At 70.1% G+C, this 19,755-nt stretch carries 17 protein-coding genes and 1 riboswitch; of the genes, 7 read left to right on the forward strand and 10 right to left on the reverse strand.

All coding sequences use genetic code 11. The features are described from left to right. Nucleotides 1-18 precede the first annotated feature (18 nt). The 3 genes from IDM46_RS02810 to IDM46_RS02820 all read right to left on the reverse strand — a co-directional run bounded on the left by IDM46_RS02810 (nt 19) and on the right by IDM46_RS02820 (nt 4,933). The gene (locus IDM46_RS02810) at nt 19-2,907 is read right to left on the reverse strand and encodes a TonB-dependent receptor (RefSeq protein WP_185114752.1); all 2,889 of its coding nucleotides are present in this window, start codon (nt 2,905-2,907) and stop codon (nt 19-21) included. A gap of 171 nt (nt 2,908-3,078) precedes the next feature. Continuing rightward, complete coding sequence (locus IDM46_RS02815; protein ID WP_182823861.1) at nt 3,079-3,894, reverse strand: hypothetical protein; 816 nt, start codon at nt 3,892-3,894, stop codon at nt 3,079-3,081. A gap of 142 nt (nt 3,895-4,036) precedes the next feature. Next, a complete protein-coding gene (locus IDM46_RS02820) occupies nt 4,037-4,933 on the reverse strand; it encodes an Hsp33 family molecular chaperone HslO (RefSeq protein ID WP_185114753.1) in 897 nt (298 codons plus the stop codon). An 84-nt stretch (nt 4,934-5,017) separates the two neighbouring features. On the opposite strand from IDM46_RS02820, the gene mtgA reads away from it, so the two are divergent. Genes mtgA through IDM46_RS02835 form a run of 3 tightly spaced genes read left to right on the forward strand, consistent with a single transcriptional unit; the run spans nt 5,018 to nt 7,210 of the window. Beyond that, nucleotides 5,018-5,770, forward strand: a complete 753-nt coding sequence (gene mtgA, locus IDM46_RS02825; protein WP_182822716.1) for a monofunctional biosynthetic peptidoglycan transglycosylase — start codon at nt 5,018-5,020, stop codon at nt 5,768-5,770. 20 nt (nt 5,771-5,790) lie between these two features. Then, on the forward strand, nt 5,791-6,819 hold the full coding sequence (locus IDM46_RS02830) for a glycosyltransferase family 2 protein (protein WP_182823859.1): 1,029 nt from the start codon (nt 5,791-5,793) through the stop codon (nt 6,817-6,819). After that, nucleotides 6,779-7,210 (forward strand): CBS domain-containing protein, encoded by a 432-nt coding sequence (locus IDM46_RS02835; RefSeq protein WP_182822714.1) that lies wholly within the window; start codon nt 6,779-6,781, stop codon nt 7,208-7,210. The genes IDM46_RS02830 and IDM46_RS02835 overlap by 41 nt, the downstream gene beginning before the upstream one ends. A gap of 18 nt (nt 7,211-7,228) precedes the next feature. Here the strand turns inward: IDM46_RS02835 and IDM46_RS02840 are convergent, their stop codons facing one another. From IDM46_RS02840 to IDM46_RS02865, 6 genes are all read right to left on the reverse strand, one after another. After that, entirely contained in the window at nt 7,229-9,205 is a 1,977-nt protein-coding gene (locus tag IDM46_RS02840) for an AsmA family protein (protein ID WP_185114754.1), read from the reverse strand. Nucleotides 9,206-9,296: 91 nt separating this feature from the next. Then, nucleotides 9,297-9,938: a hemolysin III family protein gene (locus tag IDM46_RS02845; RefSeq protein ID WP_182823857.1), complete on the reverse strand. Its 642-nt coding sequence runs from the start codon at nt 9,936-9,938 to the stop codon at nt 9,297-9,299. A gap of 41 nt (nt 9,939-9,979) precedes the next feature. Further along, a complete protein-coding gene (locus IDM46_RS02850; protein ID WP_185114755.1) occupies nt 9,980-10,516 on the reverse strand; it encodes a hypothetical protein in 537 nt (178 codons plus the stop codon). A 58-nt stretch (nt 10,517-10,574) separates the two neighbouring features. After that, nucleotides 10,575-12,179, reverse strand: a complete 1,605-nt coding sequence (locus IDM46_RS02855; protein ID WP_182822708.1) for a peptide chain release factor 3 — start codon at nt 12,177-12,179, stop codon at nt 10,575-10,577. A gap of 85 nt (nt 12,180-12,264) precedes the next feature. After that, nucleotides 12,265-13,152, reverse strand: coding sequence for a peptidoglycan DD-metalloendopeptidase family protein (locus tag IDM46_RS02860; RefSeq protein ID WP_182822706.1), 888 nt, complete (start codon nt 13,150-13,152; stop codon nt 12,265-12,267). A gap of 5 nt (nt 13,153-13,157) precedes the next feature. Further along, complete coding sequence (locus IDM46_RS02865) at nt 13,158-14,255, reverse strand: phytase (RefSeq protein WP_185114756.1); 1,098 nt, start codon at nt 14,253-14,255, stop codon at nt 13,158-13,160. Between the two features lie 129 nt (nt 14,256-14,384). Further along, nucleotides 14,385-14,503: riboswitch (SAM riboswitch) on the forward strand. Nucleotides 14,504-14,608: 105 nt separating this feature from the next. Between IDM46_RS02865 and IDM46_RS02870 the strand changes: the two genes are divergently transcribed. Genes IDM46_RS02870 through IDM46_RS02880 form a run of 3 tightly spaced genes read left to right on the forward strand, consistent with a single transcriptional unit; the run spans nt 14,609 to nt 18,038 of the window. Continuing rightward, nucleotides 14,609-15,682: a homoserine O-succinyltransferase gene (locus tag IDM46_RS02870; protein WP_185114757.1), complete on the forward strand. Its 1,074-nt coding sequence runs from the start codon at nt 14,609-14,611 to the stop codon at nt 15,680-15,682. Then, on the forward strand, nt 15,679-16,887 hold the full coding sequence (locus tag IDM46_RS02875; protein ID WP_185114758.1) for an O-succinylhomoserine (thiol)-lyase: 1,209 nt from the start codon (nt 15,679-15,681) through the stop codon (nt 16,885-16,887). The genes IDM46_RS02870 and IDM46_RS02875 overlap by 4 nt, the downstream gene beginning before the upstream one ends. Continuing rightward, on the forward strand, nt 16,884-18,038 hold the full coding sequence (locus IDM46_RS02880; protein WP_185114759.1) for a homoserine dehydrogenase: 1,155 nt from the start codon (nt 16,884-16,886) through the stop codon (nt 18,036-18,038). The genes IDM46_RS02875 and IDM46_RS02880 overlap by 4 nt, the downstream gene beginning before the upstream one ends. Here IDM46_RS02880 and IDM46_RS02885 read toward each other — a convergent pair. Then, nucleotides 18,000-19,382, reverse strand: a complete 1,383-nt coding sequence (locus IDM46_RS02885; RefSeq protein WP_185114760.1) for an L-serine ammonia-lyase — start codon at nt 19,380-19,382, stop codon at nt 18,000-18,002. The two genes, IDM46_RS02880 and IDM46_RS02885, sit on opposite strands and share 39 nt — an antisense overlap. Nucleotides 19,383-19,506: 124 nt before the next feature. Between IDM46_RS02885 and IDM46_RS02890 the strand changes: the two genes are divergently transcribed. After that, nucleotides 19,507-19,734, forward strand: coding sequence for a glutaredoxin family protein (locus IDM46_RS02890; RefSeq protein ID WP_182822694.1), 228 nt, complete (start codon nt 19,507-19,509; stop codon nt 19,732-19,734). Nucleotides 19,735-19,755: the final 21 nt, after the last annotated feature.

Here is a 19,755-nt window from a genome sequence, read left to right on the forward strand (position 1 = left end):
AAGCAATAACGCCCTGGATCAGAAGCGCTGCTGGTACTTCAGGTACACGAAGCGACCAATGTCGAAACCGCCGTAGTACGGGTACTGGCTGTTCGGATTGGTGTACATGATCGGACCCTGGTGGCCGGTGATGTTGTTGGCACCGAGGGCAACCGTACCATTCCACGGCAGCTCGATGGACGCCTGCAGGTCGTGGAACGTGTTCGAGCCGGTACGGTTCTGGCGGGCCACGGCACCGTAGACGTCACGATTGGTCGGGTCGTCGCAGGGACGCGGCGCCGAGGCGCAGCTTTCCTTCATGCCGGAGAAGTAACGGCCCATGTAGGCAAGCGTCACGTCACCCATCTCCCAGGTCAGGCCCAGGTTGGAGCGCAGGCGGAAGACACCGGGGGTGCCCACGTAGCCCTCGACAAGGGTTGCCGGATCCAGGTCCGCCAGCTGGTCGTACTTGCTGACGTAGCTGCTCTGCCAGTTGACGCCGAACTGGCCAAAGCTCATTTCCGGCAGACGGTACTTCACGCCGAGGTCGTAGCCTTCCGTCTCCAGCTCGCCCAGGTTGGTCAGGCCGAAGAACATGTTGGTGATGGCGCCCGCCGCGTTGCGCGTGATGCCGTCGCAACGCGAAGCGATCCCGGAGACGTAGCAGTCACGCAGGATGCTGTCCACGGTGTCCGAAGCGATCACGTTCTCGAGCCTGACGTTGTACCAGTCAAGGCTGATGTCCAGACCTTCGACGAACTGCGGGCTCCACACGAGACCGGCAGTCTTGGAGGTTGCGATTTCAGGCGTCAGGTTCGGGTTGGAACCGGTGATGAACTGGAAACCGGTCTGGCACGGCAGCGTGGTGCAGGGAATGCCGCCCTGGCCGAGCTGCACGTAGTTCACCGGGACACCGGCCGCGACGCAGGCCGCGCTGCCGTAGCCCGGCTGGCCCACGGCGCAGACGTCCGTGTAGAACTCGAAGCTGCCGCCAACGCCACCGTACAGGTTGTCGATGGACGGGGCACGGAAGCCGTCGGCGTAGGTCGCACGCACCAGCAGGCTGTCCATCGGACGCCAGCGGAGCTGGAACTTGTTGTTGGTGGTGTCACCGAAGTTCGAATAGTCCGAATAGCGGCTGGCGACGTTGAGCGTCAGTTCCTGCGCGAACGGGACGTCCGCCAGAAGCGGGACCTCGAGTTCGACGTAGGCTTCGGAAACGTCGTACTGGCCCTGCGTGGTCGTCGCCGGCAGGCCGGTGCTGATGCCCGCCTGGTTGAACGCGTCCGGCACGAAACGACCCTTCTCGCGACGGTGCTCGACACCGACGGCCAGGCCGACGTCGCCGGCCGGCAGGCTGAACAGCGAGCCCGACAGGTTGGCGGTGTAGTCGGTGGTCTCGGTGCGGCCCGAGTCGTGGTAGGTCGGGAACAGGAACGTCTGCAGGTCCGGGTTACCCAGCGAGCCCTGGCCGGCGACGCCGAACGGGACGAACGGGTTGAACGGGATGCACTCGCCGCTGCCGATGTTGGTGCCGTAGTTGATCGGGTTGGCAGCCGTGCCGCACTCGACGCGGCCGGTGGCCGTGTTGAGGTACGACGCGCCCAGGGCCTGCTCGAGCGCCGGAACACTGGCGTCGCCGCGGCCGATCTTCAGGATCGAGTTGCGGTTGGTCATCACGCCAACGTCCCAATCCCAGAACTTCTCGCCGAACTGCAGCGCGCCTTCGAGGGCCAGGTTGGTGCGGAAGGTGTCGAGCTCGCTGCTGGTGGTGCGCGGCACTTCCCAGAGGCGGCGGTACCAGTACGCGTCACCCGCGGTCGGGTTCGGGTTGAAGTAGCTGTCGGCGGACATCATCGCGAAGCCGTAGTTCGCGGGATAGCCGGCGACCTGCTGATCCGTGGTGCGCTGGTTGTAGTTCAGGTCGGCGCGGAAGCGGACGTCGTCGGTGATGTCGTAGTTGCCGCTGACGAAGATCGAGCGACGCTCCATGCCCGTCTGCAGCATCATCTGCTGGTTGGAGTTTGCGCGCTCGGCGGTGGTCAGGTTGTGGTAGTCAGCCGGGTTGCGCGGGTCGCCGCCGGCGTTCAGCGTGCAGAGGCCGCTGGAGCAGGACGGATCGGTGAAGTCGCCGGCGTCGTTGACGTTGCCCAGCCACACGCCGTTCTGCGAGACAGCGCTCCAGCCCGAACCCGGGAACGCCGGACCGGAGTTGCCGAATGCGCTGAAGTCGCGGTCGCGCGCCCAAACCGGATCTTCCTTCGCATACTCGGCGCTGAACGTGACACTGCCGCGGTCGAACGAAGAGCCCATCGTGAAGTCGTAGCTCTGCTTGAAGCCGTCGCCGTCGGAGAACTGGCCGATGTAGGCGTTGGCTTCGGCACCTTCGAAGTTGCGGCGCGTGATCACGTTGACGACGCCGGCGATGGCGTCGGAGCCGTAGATCGACGAAGCGCCGTCCTTCAGGACGTCAATGCGCTCGACGACAGCAAGCGGGATCTGGCCGAGGTCCTGGAGACCGGTGGTGTTGACACCGAGGCGCTTGCCGTTGAGCAGCACGAGGGTACGCGAGGCGCCCAGGTTGCGGATGTCGATGTAGTAGCCGCCGACGTTTTCGCCGGAGGCGAGCACTTCGGAACGGCTGATTGCCGGGGAGCCGGCCGAGGTCATGTTCTGCAGCACGTCTGCAACGGAGCTGAAGCCCTGCTGCTGGATCTGCTCGCGCGAGATCGTGATGATCGGCTGCGCGGTTTCCAGTTCGGCGCTGCGGATGCGCGAACCGGTGACCTCGATGCGGTCGAGGGTGGTCGCCTGCTGCTCCGTGGTGGCGTCCTGGGCGAATGCAACGCCCGATCCGGCCAGTACGGTCGCGCCGGACACGAGCGCGAAAGTAATCGCGTCGCGGAGCTTGGTGGTCTTAACTGTCATCTCTCTCTCCAAGTGAGTCTTGGGTAAATCCCATGGGAACCCCGCCGGTGGCGTCAAAGCAGACACCAAGCCCGGCAAGGCCGGAACCGATAGTAGTCCCGACGGAGAGAAAATTAAAGTGTTGTTAAAACGGCGACGCTTCTTTTCACGAAGCGTAAGAAAATCAGCGGCTTAGAGATCCTGCTCGTAGCGCACGTAGGGCACGGTGCCCTCGTCTTCACGCCCGTCGATGGTCGGGGTGAAGGGATTCCTGCCGCGGGTGACCAGGTTGTCGGCGCCAACCGTGAGCTGTCCGCTCCACGGGGTACGCCAGGTCAGACCCAGGCCGAGACCTTCCCACTTCGGCTGGCCGGGCGTGTCCACCACGTGTCCCACGATGCTGGCGCCGAATCGGCCATAGCCGCCGCCGACGCTCAGGCTGCGCGACGTCCACTGGTCGGACAGGCCGAGGCTGGTCGCCTCGGCCGGGGTCATCAGGGTGGCCTTGGCCATGGTGCCGGCGATCGACACCACGCCCTCGCGGCCGATGTTGCGCTGCGCGAACACGGTCAGGTCGTTGACGTCGATCTTGCTGGACGCGACGCGATTGCCGGGGCTCAGCCAGCCGGGCAAGGTGCCGGTGCCAGCGCCGGCGGTCACGCCGATGCGGTTGCTGCCGGCATTGAGCGCGGCGGTGCCGCTGGCGCGGCGGCTTTCACCGTCGCCGAAGCTGGCCAGCATGCAATTGTTGGCGAGGTTGCCGAGCGCGCTGCCCAGGCCGGTTTCGCGGTCGCAGAAGACGCCGAGCGAGTTGCCGGCCTCGATGCCGAACGCCGCATCGAGCGTGCTGTCGCCAAAGCGCAGCCGCGACCCGGCTTTGCCGTTTGTTGGTTCCAGCAGGAGTACGGCTTCGATCTTGCCGCTGGCCTGGTTCCATACCGGAAGCACGGCCTGGTCACGCTTGGACGACTGCGCATGCGCACCGGCCGCCACGCCGAAGGCGAGCAGCAGGGACAGTGACAGTTGTGCAATGCGCAGCTTCATGGCCCGCTTTCGACCCCGTTTTACGGAAGGAAGTTCCCCGACCCGATGCGTCGGACTTTAGTGGATTTATGTTTCCTTAACAATCCCCTGCGCGCCTCGCCGGGCCTTATTGCAGGCGGGGCGGGGCATCCATTGGGCTCCGCTGCTGCGTGAAGATCGCGTGTATCCCGGCCGCGTCGAACGCGTACGCCTGGCCACAGAACTCGCAACGTACCGAAGCGACGCCATCGGCCAGGGCGGCCTCGGCTTCGGTCCGCCCAAGTGAGGCCAGCATGGCCTCCACCCGCCCGCGCGAGCACGAGCATGCGAACTCCAGCGGACGGCCGCCCACGATCTGCGGATCCTCCTCGTGGAACAGGCGGTGCAGGAGTTCGCCGACCCCCGTTTCCAGGAGCTCCGTGCAGCGCAGGGTGGAGAACAGGGCGCTGGCACGGTCCCAGCCGTCCACGTCGGCGACGCTGTCGCCAGGCAGCTTCTGCAGCATCAGCCCGACCGCGGAGTCGCCGTCGGCCGCCAGCAGGATGCGCGTGGGCAGCTGTTCGGACTGCACGAAGTACGCCTCGAAGGCGGTCGACAGGTCGGGCGCGTCCAGTGACACCAGACTCTGGTAGCGCACCGGATCGCGGTCGCCGATGCCCGGGTTCTCGATGGTGATCGCCAGCAGCGCGTCGTCGCCGATGGCGTGCAGGCCGGCGATGTCACCGGCGTCGTCGGCCATGCGCGCGATGCCGCGCAGGGTGCCGGCGGCGGTGCATTCGGCAAACAGCGTGCGCAGCGCGGACGTGCCGCGGAGCTGCACGGAGAGCCGGCCGTCGACCTTGGTATGCCCGGTGAACAGCGCCGCGGCCGCGCTGGATTCGCCGAGCATGGCGCGCACGGTCGGCGGGTAGTCGTCGCTCGAGGTGATCGACCGCCATGTGTCATCGAGGTGCACGTGCACGCCACGCACGCCGGCGCGCGGCAGCAGGAAGCGGGTGAGGTGGTCGCGGTCTGGATGGGTCATGGCGGTTCCGGTGCATTGCCGGGCGTGGACGGGGGCGGATAATCCCCGGTCCGGGCCCACTGTGGGAGACCGGGGGAGATGGGGATGATCGCTTCGCGTGACAAGGACGGCCTGTCGCCGGCACAGGCGGCACCTGCGCGCCGGCGCAGCCGTTGGCACTGGCTGTGGAAGCTGCCGCTGCTGCTCGCCCTGCTGAGCGTGGCCCAGGTGCTGGCGCTGCGCTTCATCGATCCCCCATTCTCGGCGTTCATGGCGATCCGGCAGTTCGAGGCGCTGCGCGCCGGCGACACTGGCTTCCGCGTTGCCTACGACTGGCGCGATCTCGACCAGCTGGCGCCGTCACTGCCGCTGGCGCTGGTCGCCGCCGAGGACCAGAACTTCCTCGCCCACCGCGGCTTCGACATCAAGGCCATCGAGCAGGCGCGCGCGCACAACGCCCGCGGCGGGCGCACCCGTGGCGCCAGCACCATCAGCCAGCAGCTGGCCAAGAACCTGTTCCTGTGGAGCGGGCGCAGCTGGGTGCGCAAGGGCGCCGAGGCCTGGTACACGGTGCTGATCGAATCCCTGTGGCCCAAGCGCCGGATCATCGAGGTGTACGCCAACATCGCCGAGTTCGGCGATGGCATCTACGGCGCGCAGGCGGCTGCCCGCAGCTACTGGGGCAAGGACGCGTCCCGGTTGGCGGCGTCGGAGAGCGCGCGGCTGGCCGCCGTGCTCCCCAGCCCGAAGCGCTACAGCGCGCACCGGCCGGGCCCCTACGTGCAGCGCCGCGCGCGCTGGATCGAGCGCAACATGCGCAACCTGGATGGCCCGGCGTGGCGCGAAGCGCTGGAATGAGACCGCGCTACGATGCCGCCATGGAACCCGATCGCCTGACCGTGGTGGTGGCCGCCTTCAACGAGGCCGAGCCGCTGCCGGTGCTGCACCGCCGCCTGGCCCAGGTGCTGGACGCGCTGCCCGCGGCCAGTGGCGTCGAGGGGCGCGTGCTGTATGTCGACGATGGCAGCAGCGACGGCACCTGGCAGGTGATGCAGGCGCTGGCGGCGGCCGATGCGCGGGTGTCGCTGCTGCGCCTGTCGCGCAACTTCGGCAAGGAAGCGGCACTGACCGCCGGCCTCGACCGGGTGACGCACGGTGCCGCGCTCATCCTCGACGCCGACGGCCAGGATCCGCCGGAGCTGATCCCGGAGTTCGTGGCGCGCTGGCGCGAGGGCTTTGACGACGTGCACGGCACGCGCCTGGCGCGCGAGGGCGAAGGCTGGATCAAGCGCGGATCGGCGCATGCGTTCTATCGCGTGATGCAGCGCCTGTCGAAGACCCCGGTGCCGGCCGACACCGGCGACTTCCGCCTGCTGTCGCCCCGTGCGCTTGCCGCGCTGCGCGAGCTGCGCGAGCGCCACCGCTTCATGAAGGGCCTGTTCGGCTGGATCGGCTTCAACCGCATCAGCGTGCCCTACCTGCGCGACGCGCGCCTGTCGGGCAAGAGCAAGTTCAACCTGTGGCAGCTGTGGAATTTCGCGCTGGAAGGCATCACCAGCTTTTCCACCGCGCCGCTGCGCTTGGCGACCTATCTCGGCGTGGCCACCGCGCTGGTCGCCTTCGCCTATGGCCTGTGGGTGATCGTCAAGGCGTTGTTGTGGAGTGACCCGGTCGCGGGCTGGCCGACGATGATGGCGGTCATCCTGTTCCTCGGCGGGGTGCAGTTGATGGCGCTGGGCCTGATCGGCGAATACCTGGGGCGCCTGTACGAGGAGTCGAAGCAGCGTCCGCTGTACGTGGTCGACGCCTGGCATCCGGCCGGCGGGGTATGCTCGGGCGTGCCATCCAACATCGAGGGAAGCCGCCATGCGCACGGTGAGGCATCTGCTGGAGTCCAAGGCACCTGAGGTGCATGCCATCGGCCCGGACGCCCCGGTGATCGACGCGATCCGCCTGATGTCCGAGAAGGGCATCGGCGCGCTGCTGGTGCTGGGCAACGGTGGCAGGCTGGTCGGGATCCTCTCGGAGCGCGACTACGCGCGCAAGGTGGTGCTGGCCGGGCGCTCGTCGAAGGACACCCCGGTGCGCGACATCATGACCGCCGACGTGGTCACCGTCGGCCTGGGCGATGACGCGTCCGCCTGCATGCGCATGGTCACCGAGCGCCGCATCCGTCACCTGCCGGTCGTGGATGGCGATGCGGTGCTGGGCGTGGTGTCGATCGGCGACCTGGTGAAGGCGGTGATCGAGGAGCAGCAGGAAGAGCTCCAGCAGCTGCAGCGCTACATCACGTCGTGAGCGCCTCGCGGGCCGCGGCTACTTCGCGTAGTCGCCGCCGCAGCCGCTGTCCTCGCCGCCGCCGAGTTCAAGGGTCGCCAGCAATGCCGCAGGTGGCGCGATGCTGGCCAGCGCCAGGGCGATGGCGCCGCGCAGGCCGAGGCGCCCCATGTCCGGGCGGAAACGGGGGTCGCGGAAGCTGCCGTCGAGCACCAGCGGCGAGCGCAGCGACAGGAAGCTGCGGTCTTTGGGCCGCGGCTTCAGCAGCAGGTCCAGGCGTTCGTCGCCAAGGTCGATGGTGCCCTCGCCGACGATGATCGTGTCGCTGGTATCGAACGCCAGCGCGCGCGAGGTCATGAGGCCGTCCTTGACGCTGAAGTCACCGAACGCGCAGCGGATGGCGACCCTGCGGTCCTTGCCGATGAGGAACTTCAGCGCCTCGTAGATGTCGATGCCGGCCAGCTCCATCAGCAGGTTGCTCACCTGGCCACGGCCCATGCCGAGCGCGATGTCGCCGTCGGCGGAGCCGAGCATGTCAGCGATCGAATTGCCGTTGCCGGCGATGTTGATGTTGCCGCCGACGCGCCCCACTGCGTCACGGGTCAATTCGATGTTCGGGAACAGTTTCGCAAGATCCAGGCGCCGCGCCTGGATGTCGGCGTCGGTGCGGATGACGTCCTTGCGTGCATCCATGCGGATCGTCGAGCGGATGGTGCCGCCGGCCACGCCGAAGTCGAGCGGATCCAGGCGCAGCTGCCCGGCCTGCAGCTTGATGTGCGCGTCCATGTCGTCGAGCGGCCAGCCGGGCGCCTGGATGCGCGCGGCCTTCCAGCGCACGTCGGCGTCCATCGCCCTCAGTTTGTGCAGCGCGTAGGGCGTGTCGGGCAGCAGGCGGCCACTCGCCGCCTGTTTGGCGGCCTGCGCCTTGAGCTCCGGGTTGCTGGTTTCGCCGCCTCCGGATTGCGGCGCGGCGCCGACGAAGCCCGCCAGGTCGTCGAAGTCCAGGCGCGCCGAGTGCAGGTTGGCGCGCAACATGAGCCGCTCGCCGCCGGTGGTGACGCTGGCCGAGCCGCCGAGGTCGCTGTCGCCGACCTTGCCGGTGAAGTCGTCGTAATGCCAGGTGGTGCCGTCGCGGGTGAAGCGGCCATCGAGCGCATAGGGCGCGGTGGGTGGCAGGGCCACCCCGATCAGCGGGTAGAGGTCCTCGAGGTTGCGTCCCGACAGCGCCATGCGCAGGTCGAAGTCGGCCATGCGCACGGGGTCGGTCACCGTGCCGCGCGCATGTGCTCGCGTGGCGCCCGCCGCCGCCCGCAGGTCGATCGCGTAGGGGCGCCTGGCGGCCTGCAAGGCCAGCGGCGAGGCCGCCGCACCGGACAGGGTGAAGGCCTCGCCGCGCCAGTGGCCGCTGCCCTTGAGGGTGATCGGCGGCGCGGTCGTGCTGTCCTTGGGCGCGCGGCTCGCCACCGCCAGATCGATGTCGGTGCCACCCTTGGCGTCGATGAAGCGCAGGCGACCGTCATCCACCCACAGGCGCTCGAACGCCGGGCCGGGCCCATCGCCATCCATGGCGGGGAACACCCAGTTGCCGGCCTTGTCGCCCTTCTCCAGCAGCAGGTCGGGGTTGGTCAGGCGCAGTTCGGGAATGCGCGCCTGGCGCCCGGGCAGCAGCGTGAACGGGCGCACGTGAAGTTCAAGCTGGTCGGCGGTGGCCATCATCGGCTCGTCCGACCAGTCGGCGTTGCCGAGCCGCAGCTTGCCGGCGCGCACGACGGTGATGCGCCCGAGATCGACATCGAGGTCGCCGCCGATCTCGAAGCTGCGGCCGGTCTTCGCCGCCACGATGCGCTCCAGCGGCCCCTTGAACCAGTTCCAGTCCCAGAGCAGCACCAGCGCGACGATCGCCACGGCCAACGCTCCGGCAAGCGTCCGCCACGGATGCGCGGTGACCGCGTCGAGTGCACGCGGCCGTGCCCGTGGGGGCGGCGCGGCGGCAGGTGGCGGGGTTTCAGGAGGCATGCGCGGCCCGGTTGCGGTCAGGCCGCCACCTTCCACCGTGGTGCATCAAACGGGAGTGAATCCTCGCCGCCGGTGCACGTGGCCTTCATGTTCAGGCGAGCGGAACCGCCACCTGGGCCATCACCGCGATGTAGTGGCAGGCGCTGCCGGCGATGCAGAACAGGTGCCAGATCGCGTGCGAGTAGGGCAGCGACTCGCGGTGGTAGAACACCGTGCCCAGCGTGTAGGCCACGCCCCCGGCGACCAGCCACGCGAAGGTCCATGCGTCCAGCGCCACCAGCACCGGCTTGATCGCGACCAGCACCATCCAGCCCATGGCCACGTAGATGAGCGTGGACAGGCGCTTGAAGCGCCCGGTGTAGAACAGCTTGAAGACCACGCCGGCCAGCGCCAGTGACCAGATGGCGGCGAACATCCACCAGCCCAGCGGGCCGCGCAGGCCGATCAGGGTGAAGGGCGTGTAGGTGCCGGCGATCAGCAGGTAGATCGCGCAGTGGTCGAAGATCTTCAGCCGGCCCTTCAGCACCGGATCGCGGAACGCGTGGTAGAGGGTCGAGGCCACGTACAGCAGCAGCAGCGACGTGGAGAAGACGATCGCCGAGCCAAGCTGCCAGCCATCGCCATGCATCGCCGCCAGCGTCACCAGCACCGCGCCTGCGGCGAGCGCCGCCGTGGCACCCAGGCCGTGGGTCAGCGCACTGGCCAATTCCTCACGCTGCCGGCGCGGGCCCATCGTGTTGAGCGCGGCCTCACGGGGGCTGGTCGGATGCGCCATCACGCTGTGCTGGACGCCTCGCGGCAGCGGCGGATCGCGTCCTCGCCCTTGCCGGGATCGAACTCCACCACGCCCCCGATCCTGCGCAGTCCCTGGCCCTGGCCCACGTAGACCTCGCCGCCGTGCTCGGCACTGGCTTCGGGCGAGAGCGCCAGGGTCGCGACGTTGTCGAGGCCGATGCTCACCCTGGCCTGGCCCCCGCCATAGCGCACGCGCAGGTCGCTGCCGTCGGCACACAGGTAGGTGACCTCGGTGGCGTCCGGCAACGGCATGGTGGGGGTGGTGCGCGCCGGCAGCGGAATCGACTGCGGCACACCACTCAGCACGTCGTCGCCGTCCGTCGGAGCGGTGGGCGTGGCGTCGCCACTGGCAGCACCCGGGTCGCGCGCGGCGGCATCGCCCGCAGGTCCGGGCGCGTTGGCACTGGCCGCCTGGGTGGCGTCATCCGCGGGCGCACGCGGACCGCAGCCCGCGAGCACGCACATCAGGGTGATGGCGACCGCGAGCGCGGTCGGGTGGGCGGTGCGAGGTGTCATGGCGGGCAACCTGGGCGGCGAGGCCACGATCTTAATCTCCCGCCATGTCGCGTGCCCGTCAGCCGTCGCTGCGGGCCGTGGCGTGTTCGCGCGTGGCGAGCAGCTCCACCCCGGGCCAGCGCTCGGTGGTGAGCTGCAGGTTGATCCGGGTCGGCGCCAGGTAGACCAGTTCGCCGGCGCCATCGATGGCCAGGTTGGTGGCGTTCTTCTCGCGGAACTCCTCCAGCCTCTTGGCATCCTTGCAGCGGACCCAGCGCGCCGTGGCCACGCCGACCGGCTCGAACATGGCGTCGACGCCGTATTCGTCCTTCAGCCGGTAGGCGACCACGTCGAACTGCAGCACGCCGACCGCGCCGAGCACCATGTCGTTGGACATCATCGGCTTGAAGAACTGGGTGGCGCCTTCCTCCGACAGCTGCGCGAGGCCCTTCTGCAGCTGCTTGAGCTTGAGCGGATCGCGCAGGCGCGCTCGGCGGAACAGCTCCGGCGCGAAGTTGGGGATGCCGGTGAACGCGAGCTGCTCGCCTTCGGTGAAGGTGTCGCCGATCGAGATCGTGCCGTGGTTGTGGATGCCGATCACGTCGCCCGGCCAGGCCTCGGCGGCGATCTCGCGGTCGCTTGCGAGGAACGTCAGCGCGTTGGCGAGCTTGAGCTCCTTGCCGGTGCGCGCCTGGAACACCTTCATGCCGGCTTCGAAACGGCCCGAGCACACGCGCATGAACGCGACGCGGTCGCGGTGCAGCGGATCCATGTTGGCCTGGATCTTGAAGACGAAGCCGGTGAGCCTGGGTTCGGACGGCGCTACCGCGCGCGTGGTGGTGGGCTGCGGTTGCGGCGACGGCGCGTGCTTGATGAAGAAGTCGAGCAGCGGCTGCACGCCGAAGTTGTTGACGCCGGAACCGAAGAACACCGGGGTCTGCCGGCCGGCGCGGTATTCCTGGAGATCGAAGGCATGGCTGGCGCCCTGCACCAGCTCCAGCTCGTCGCGCACCTGCGCCAGCATGTCCGCGCCGATGCGCTCGGCGAGCCCCGGCGCATCGAGCGACGGGAAGATGGTGGAGTCCTGGCGGGTGAAGTTGCGGCCCTGCTCGTACAGGTGCACTTCTCCGGTGATCAGGTGCACCACGCCCTTGAGCCGCTTGCCCATGCCGATCGGCCAGGTCACCGGCGCGCACTGGATGCCGAGCACGGTCTCGACCTCGTCCAGCAGGTCGATCGGGTCCTTGCCCTCGCGGTCGAGCTTGTTGATGAAGGTCATGATCGGCGTGTCGCGCATGCGGCACACCTCCATCAGCTTGATGGTGCGCTCCTCCACGCCCTTGGCGACGTCGATCACCATCAACGCGGAGTCGACCGCGGTCAGCACGCGATAGGTGTCCTCGCCGAAGTCGGCGTGGCCGGGGGTGTCGAGCAGGTTGATCACGCAGCCCTCGTAGGGGAACTGCATCACCGAGCTGGTCACCGAGATGCCGCGCTCCTTCTCCAGCGCCATCCAGTCGGACGTCGCATGGCGGGTGGTCTTGCGCGACTTCACCGAGCCGGCCATCTGGATGGCACCGCCGAACAGCAGCAGCTTCTCGGTGAGCGTGGTCTTGCCGGCGTCGGGGTGCGAGATGATCGCGAACGTGCGGCGGCGGGCGGCTTCGGCGGAAACGTCAGGCATGGCGATACGCGCCGCGCTGGCGCCGGGAGTGTGCGGGAAGCCGGCGATTATACGGCGCGGTGGCGGTTGGCGCGGGTGCCGGGTGTCAAGGCTCGCTGAAGCGGAGGATCCCGCCCGGGCCGAACATCCGGAACGGCAGCGACACCAGGCGCATGCCGCGGTTGGCCTGGACCACGAAATGCAGGTGCGGACCGCCGCTGTAGCCGGTATTGCCGGAGCGGCCGATGCGCTGGCCGCGGCGGATGCGCTCGCCCGGGCGGACGTCGGCACCGCCGGGGGCGAGATGCGCGTACACGGCCATCGAGCCGTCGTCGTGGAGGATGCGGACGACGTTGGCGCGCGCCATGTCCTCCGGCCGGTCGAGTCCGCCTTCGGCGAATCCGGCTTCGACCTGCATCACCACGCCATCGCGGGCGGCGAGCACCGGCGTGCCCACGGGCGTGGCGAAGTCGACCGCGTGCCGGTTCTCGTCGTCGGCGTGGCTGAAGCGCCCGCCCCAGGCCTGTTCGATGCGCAGCGCCGCGGTTCCCAGCGGCCAGGCGTATTCGACGTCGCGCACCTGCGCTGCGGGATGGCCGGGTACGGCGTCCAGGCGCAGGCGGGCATCGGCCGCGGCCACGCGCGCGACGAGAACGCGTCCACGGGCCGGCACCGTCGCACGCGCGGGCAGGGCCGGCTGGGCGGCCGGCGCGCGCCCGGCTTCGATGCGCAGCACCACCTCGATCGGGCCGGCGAGCAGGTTTTCGGCCCAGGCTTCGTGGCCGTTGCCGCGGTCTTCGATGACCAGCCGCGCCAGCGGCGCCGGCGCCTCCTGCAGCGGCACGCGCTCCACCTGCGCCGGCGGCACGCCGTCGTCGACGCGATCCCCGAAGTGCACCACGCCCCGGGCATCCGTCCAGCGGTAGACCTCGGGCGGGGCGCCGGCGGCTCCGCAGCTTGCCACCAGCAGCAGGCAGGCGACGAACGCGCGCATCGTGGTCAGTGCAGGCAGGCCGGGTCCAGGCGCAGCGCCTGCACCAGGTCGCGGAGATCGAACGCGGCCACGGCGAGGTCGTTGTGGACCGCGTAGAACGCACCGGCCGGGAAGCGCGTGGTGGCCGCGGCGTGCAGCGCGATGCCGTCGGTACGCGCCACCCTGGCGCCGTGGAAGCTGCCGACCGGCGCCAGGTCGGCGCGCGCGAAGACATGGAAGCGGGTCAGCGGCGCCTGCTGGTCGACGGCGATCCAGTAGCCGCTGTCGACACCGCAGGACCACAGCACCACGCCTTCGGCCTCGCCGTCGAAGGTGCCTTCGGGGAGGCTGCGGCCGGCGAAGCGGCCGGCGAGGTCGTATTCGCGCAGGTTGGATGGACGGTTTCGATCCTCCTCGGCGATCAGCAGGCGGTCATGCGCGGGATCGCCGGCGATCGACTCGACCATGTGCAGCTTGCCGGCACCGCTGGTGGCGCCGAACGCGCCCAGGTAGCGCGCAGCCATGCCGTCGTCGCGGGGTTCGAGGCGGTAGCGGCGCACGCGCTGGTCGAGTTCCTGGTCGGCGGGCAGCACGTCGAAACGCGCGCCGTACATGAAGCTGTCGGTGACGTAGGCGTCGAGTTCACCCGGCGCGACCTCGTTGAGCCAGATGCCGTAGGGGCTGCGCAGTTCGGCCTGGCCGAAGGCACCGAGCGGCTCGAAGCCGGGCAGCGACAGCACCTGCACACGGCGGTTGTCGCGCTCCACCACGAACACCAGGTCGCCGAACACGGTGATCCCGTTGGGGCGGTTGAAGCTGCCGTGGCCTTCGCCACGCGCGCCGACGGTGCGCGACACGGCACCGCTGTCGCCGTCGAACAGGGTCAGGCGATGGCCCGACTTGCCGGTGGCGAGCAACCAGGTGCGGCCGTCTTCCGCGCTCCACGTGGCCAGCGAATCGAGCTCCTCGCCCACGACATCGGCGGAGATCCACGCCTCCTGGACCAGCGTTGCGCCCTCGGCCACGCCCGGGGTGGCGGGAGGCGGGTTTCGGGGTTGCGTGGCCTGCGTGGCGCAGGCGGACAGGAGCACGGCCAGCGCGCCGGCGACAAGTGTTCTTTGCATCGCGGGATTATGCGGCAGCGCCGCCCGCGCCGGCGATCGACGGCACGTCGGCGACGCACCCAACGCCATCCATCGCTTGATCCGCATGAAGCGATTGACAAGCCGCGCGGGCGCTGCCAACCTGCGCGGCATCCATCGTGACCGGCCGAGGGACAGGCCCGAAGACGCCGGGGCAACTGGATGGAGCGCAAGCTCCGTCCGCTGTGCCAAGTCCTGCGGGGACCTGTGTGTCCACCGGAAGATGGTTGCGGATCGCCTCGCGGCATCCGTGGCGTTGCGTGCCGCCAGGCGCGTGGCAGATCTCCGGCATGCCCCGTTGGCGTCGATGGCCTTGTCCCCTCTCGGATATCGCCATGAGCTTCGTTGAACGCACCGCGCCCGCCTGCGCCTCCACGCCCCCGCACCACGATGTCGCGGTTGCCGCGCCGCACGCTGCGGCTCCCGACCTGTCGTGCCTCGGCCTCCGTGGCGAGGTTGAGGTGACGCTGCCGATGCGCCACGCTGGCCTGCGCCCGCTGCGGCTGGCCTACGAACTGCAGGGTTCGCGGGACGCACCGGTGGTGCTGGTCGCCGGCGGCATCTCCGCCGATCGCCACCTCGCGCCCTGCGCGGTGTTTCCCGCGCGTGGCTGGGCCGGCGCGGTGGCCGGTGCCGGGACAGCCCTCGATCCCGCGCGCACGCGCCTGCTCGCATTCGACCATGTCGGCGCCGATGGCATGCTGGACGCACCGATCGACACCACCGACCAGGCCGATGCCGCGGCGCTGCTGCTCGACGCGCTCGGCATCGCGCGCCTGCACGCATTCGTCGGCTATTCGTATGGCGCGATGGTGGGCCTGCAGTTCGCGGCGCGCCATGGCGCGCGCCTGGAACACCTGGTGGCGGTCAGCGGCGCGCACCGCGCGCATCCCTGGGCCGCGGCCTGCCGCGCGCTTCAGCGCAGGGCGCTCGCGCTCGGGCAGCTGCAATGCGCCGACGGCCAGGGGCTGTCGCTCGCGCGCCAGTTCGCGATGCTCGGCTATCGCAGTCCGCAGGAATTCGCCGAGCGCTTCGCGGCCGCGCCCGTGGTGGCCAACGGCCGCGTGCGCGTGGCCGCGGAGGACTATCTCGATGCCGTCGGCGCGCGCTTCGTCGCGCGCACGCCGGCCATCGCCTGGCAACGGCTTTCGGAATCGATCGACCTGCATCGCGTGGATCCCGCAGCGGTGCGCGTGCCCACCACCGTGGTCGCGGTGGACGGCGACCAGCTGGTGCCGCTGGCCGATGCCGTCGACCTGGTCGAAGGCATCGGCGGCGCGGCGCGCCTGCGCGTGCTGCGCTCGCCGCACGGCCACGATGCCTTCCTCAAGGGCGGGGCGCGCATCGACGCGATCCTGCGCTCGGCGCTGGGCGCAACGGCGTCGGCCAACGCGCAGGTGGCGGCATGAACACGCCCGCGCGCCGGTTCGACGCCGCCACCCGCGCCGTGCGCGCCGGCATCGACCGCGACACCGCGTTCGGCGCGGTCACCCCGCCGCTGGTGTTGTCGTCCAACTTCAGCTTCGCCGGCCTGGGCGACAAGCGCGAGTACGACTACACGCGCAGCGGCAACCCCACGCGCGACCTGCTGGGCGAGGCGCTGGCCTCGCTGGAAGGTGGCGCCGGCGGCGTGGTGACCGCCAGCGGCATGGCGGCGATCACCCTGCTGCTGCACGCGCTGCTGGAGCCGGGCGACCGCCTGGTGGTGCCGCATGATGCCTACGGCGGCAGCTGGCGGCTGTTCGACGCGCTGGCGCGCAAGGGACATTTCGAACTCGTCACCGCCGACCTCACCGACCCGCGTGCGCTGGGCGACGCGCTCGCCATGTCGCCGAAGCTGGTGCTGGTGGAAACGCCGTCCAATCCGCTGCTGCGCATCACCGACCTGCGCTTCGTGGTGGAGGCCGCGCACCGCGCCGGCGCGCTGGTCGCGGTGGACAACACCTTCCTGTCGCCGGCACTGCAGCAGCCGCTCGCGTCCGGCGCGGACGTGGTGCTGCATTCCACCACCAAGTACATCAACGGCCACAGCGATGTCGTGGGTGGTGCCGTGGTGGCGGCATCGCCGGAGTTGCACGCGCGGTTCACCTGGTGGGCGAACGCGTTGGGCATCACCGGCGCGCCGTTCGACAGCTTCCTCACCCTGCGCGGGCTGCGCACGCTGGACGCGCGCATCCGCGTGCACGAGCAGAACGCGGCGCGGGTGGCGGACTGCCTGCAGGCGCATCCGGCGGTCACCCGGGTGTACTGGCCGGGTCTCGCAGCACACCCGGGACACGCCGTCGCGGCGCGCCAGCAGCGCGGCTTCGGCGCCATGCTGTCGTTCGAACTGGCCGGCGGCGTGGTGGCCGTGCGCGCGTTCGTCGACGGCCTGCAGTGCTTCACGCTTGCCGAGTCGCTGGGCGGCGTGGAGAGCCTGGTGGCGCACCCGACGACGATGACGCACGCGGCGATGACCGCGGAGGCGCGTGCGCGTGCCGGCATCGTGGACGGCCTGCTGCGCCTGTCGGTGGGCATCGAATCCGCCGACGACCTGCTCGCCGACCTTGCCGCGGCGCTCGACCGCGCACAAACCACGGCCACGGTCGACACGCGTCGCACGGTGGACGCATGAACGCGGTCGCCAGCCTGCCGCGGCCGGGGGCCGTGCCGCGTGCGGTGCCGCCGGCGCAACCGCCACAGCCGCGCCTCGGGCTGCTGGGCACCGGCACGGTGGGCGCCGCGTTCGTGGCGCGCTGCGCGCAGCTGCGCGGGCAGGGCGTCGCACTGCCGGAGTTCGCCTGGCTGTCGAACTCGCGCGCGCTGGCGGGCTGCGACCCGGGTGCGGCCGGCGAGGTGCTGCAGCGGCTGCGCGCGGCACCGGCGCGCGGCGGCGGATTCCCGCCGTGGGTGGAGAGCGAAGGGCTGCGCCGAGGCGACGTGATTGTCGACGCCAGCGACAGCGACGTCGTCGCCAGCTGGCACAGCGAGTGGTTGCTGCGCGGCATCCACGTGGCTACCGCCAACAAGCTCGGCGCAGGCAGCGACTCCGTACGCGCGCAGGCGATCGTGCGTGCCTGCAGCGAGGGCGGCGGACGCTACGGCGATGCCGCCACCGTGGGGGCCGGGTTGCCGCTGCTGCGCTCGATCCGCGCGCTGGTCGCCGGTGGCGACCGCATCCACGCCATCGAGGGCGTGCTGTCAGGCTCGCTGGCGTGGCTGTTCGACCGCCACGACGCCAGCACGCCATTCGCGGACCTGGTGCGTGCGGCCTGCGCTGCCGGCTACGCCGAGCCCGATCCGCGCATCGACCTGTCCGGCGAGGATGTGCGCCGCAAACTGCTGATCCTGGCGCGCGCGGCGGGCTTCGCGATCGAGCCGCGCGAGGTCGTGGTGGAGTCGCTGCTGCCGCCGGCGCTTGCAACGGCCGACGCCGCCGATGTCGATGCGCGCCTGGGCATGCTGGACACGCCGCTGCGCGAACGCCATAGCGCCGCGGCAAGGCGGGGCGACACGCTCGCCTACGTTGGCCGCGTCGACGCCGCCGGTGCCCGCGCGGAGCTGCGCGCGCTCGACGCCGCGCATCCTCTGCGCGCGGGCGCGGGCACCGACAACCGGGTGGCGATCTGGAGCGACCGCTACCACGCGCGGCCGCTGCTGATCCAGGGGCCGGGCGCGGGCGCCGCGGTGACCGCGGCGGCCCTGCTCGACGACGTGCTGGCGATCACCCGCGGATGCAGCCGCGGATCAGCACTCGATGACGTTCACCGCCAGGCCACCGCGTGAGGTCTCCTTGTACTTGTCCTGCATGTCGCGGCCGGTGTCGCGCATGGTCTTGATGACCTTGTCCAGGCTGACCTTGTGCTTGCCGTCGCCGCGCATGGCCATGCGCGAGGCGTTGATGGCCTTGACCGCACCCATCGCGTTGCGCTCGATGCAGGGGATCTGCACCAGCCCGCCGATCGGGTCGCAGGTCAGGCCGAGGTTGTGCTCCATGCCGATCTCGGCGGCGTTCTCGATCTGGCTGGGGGTGCCGCCGAGCGCGGCGGTCAAGCCCGCCGCGGCCATGGAGCAGGCCACGCCCACCTCGCCCTGGCAGCCGACCTCGGCGCCGGAAATCGAGGCGTTTTCCTTGTAGAGGATGCCGACCGCGGCCGCGGTGAGCAGGAAATCGAAGATGCCCTGCTCGGTGCTGCCGGGGCAGAAGCGCTCGTAGTAGCGCAGGACAGCGGGCATGATGCCGGCGGCGCCGTTGGTGGGCGCGGTGACCACGCGGCCACCGGCGGCGTTCTCCTCGTTGACCGCCAGCGCGTACAGGTTGACCCAGTCGAGCGTGGTCAGCGGGTCGCGCATGCCGGCCTCCGGTCGCGACGACAGCTCCGCGTACAGCGCCGGCGCGCGCCGCGAGACGTGCAGGCCGCCCGGCAGGGTGCCGCCGTTGGCGATGCCGCGCTGGATGCAGGACTGCATGGCCTGCCAGATCTCGCGCAGCCCCGCCTTCACATCGTCGCCGCTGCGCCACGAGGTTTCGTTGGCCATCATCATCTGCGCGATGCTCAGGCCATGTTCGCGCGCCTGCGCAAGCAGCGCGTCGCCGCTGGCGAACGGATAGGGCACGGGCGTGGTGTCGGCCACGATGCGATCCTCCGCGGCCTCGTCCTGGTTGACCACGAAGCCGCCGCCGACCGAGTAGTAGTCACGGCTGGCCACGACCTCTTCGTTGGCGTCGTAGGCGGTGAAGCGCATGCCGTTGGTGTGGAACGGCAGCTTCTGGCGCTTGTTCATCACCAGGTCGCGTTTCTCCTCGAACGCCACCGGGTGGCGGCCGGCGAGGTTGACGCGGCGTTCGCTACGGATGCGCAGCAAGGCGTCGGGGATGATGTCGGGGTCGATCAGGTTGGGCACGTTGCCCTCAAGACCCATCAGCACGGCCTTGTCGGTGCCGTGGCCGCGCCCGGTCAGCGCGAGCGAGCCGAACACCTCGGCGCGCACGCGCACGACGTCCTGCAGCTTGCCGGCGTCGGCCAGGTGGTGCTCGACGAAGCGCGCCGCGGCGCGCATCGGGCCCACGGTGTGCGAGGAACTCGGCCCGATGCCGATCTTGTAGAGGTCGAAGGTGCTGACGGCCATGGTGATCCGGTTGCCCCGGAGGCTGCCGGGTCCAGGCGGCGCGAGGGCGCGCGCGGCTGCCCGCTATCATAGCCGCGCCGCTGCGCCGCCCCTGCGCGGCGCGCACGTTTGAAGGCCCGGACCGATGCAGCTCATCCTCTTCCAGCGCGACGACTGCCACCTCTGCGACCTCGCGATCGCGGTGCTGGCGGAGGCGCGTGCGCCTGAATTCGACAGCGTGTTCATCGACGGTGACGAGGCGCTCGAGCACCGTTACGGTGTGCGCGTGCCGGTGCTGCGCGATGCCGCCGGTGCCCGTGAGCTGGACTGGCCGTTCGACGCCGCGGCGCTGGAGCGTTTCCTGACGGCCTGATCGCAGCTCCGCAGGCAGGCC

The organism is Luteimonas sp. MC1825, from assembly GCF_014764385.1.
Taxonomy (GTDB): Bacteria; Pseudomonadota; Gammaproteobacteria; order Xanthomonadales; family Xanthomonadaceae; genus Luteimonas.